The organism is Massilia sp. 05N420 (genome assembly GCF_056397205.1).
The window spans coordinates 1-380 of sequence record NZ_JBFTMX010000254.1; the positions used below are offsets into that span (position 1 = coordinate 1).

Annotated in this window: 1 protein-coding gene; it reads right to left on the reverse strand. The window is 64.2% G+C overall.

Features of this window, described 5'->3' with window-relative positions:
- Nucleotides 1-380: dihydroxyacetone kinase subunit DhaK (locus tag AC1DIX_RS28215; protein ID WP_477328677.1), on the reverse strand; the 380-nt coding region annotated here is incomplete at both ends.

Genomic DNA, 380 nt, shown 5'->3' on the forward strand with positions numbered 1-380 from the left:
GAGCGTCGAGTGGATGACAAGGCCCTCACCATCAAGCCGCTGCTTGACGCGGGCCATCATGATGTAGAGCTCCATTAGCGGCGTGGCGCCGAGGCCGTTGACCAGAACGGCAACGCGGTCACCGCGGGCGGCTTTCATCTCGGGCAAGATCTTGTCGAGCAGATCGTCGGTGATCGCATTGGCGCTTTTCAGCGGGCCGCGCGCTACGCCGGGTTCGCCATGGATGCCCATGCCGATTTCCATCTCGTCGGGGCCGAGCTCGAAATTCGGCTTGCGCGTCTGCGGCAGGGAACAAGGGCCGAGCGCCACCCCCATGGTGAAGGTCCGGTCGTTGGCCTTTCGGGCGGCAGCCTCGCAGGCATCGATATCCATCATCCGGT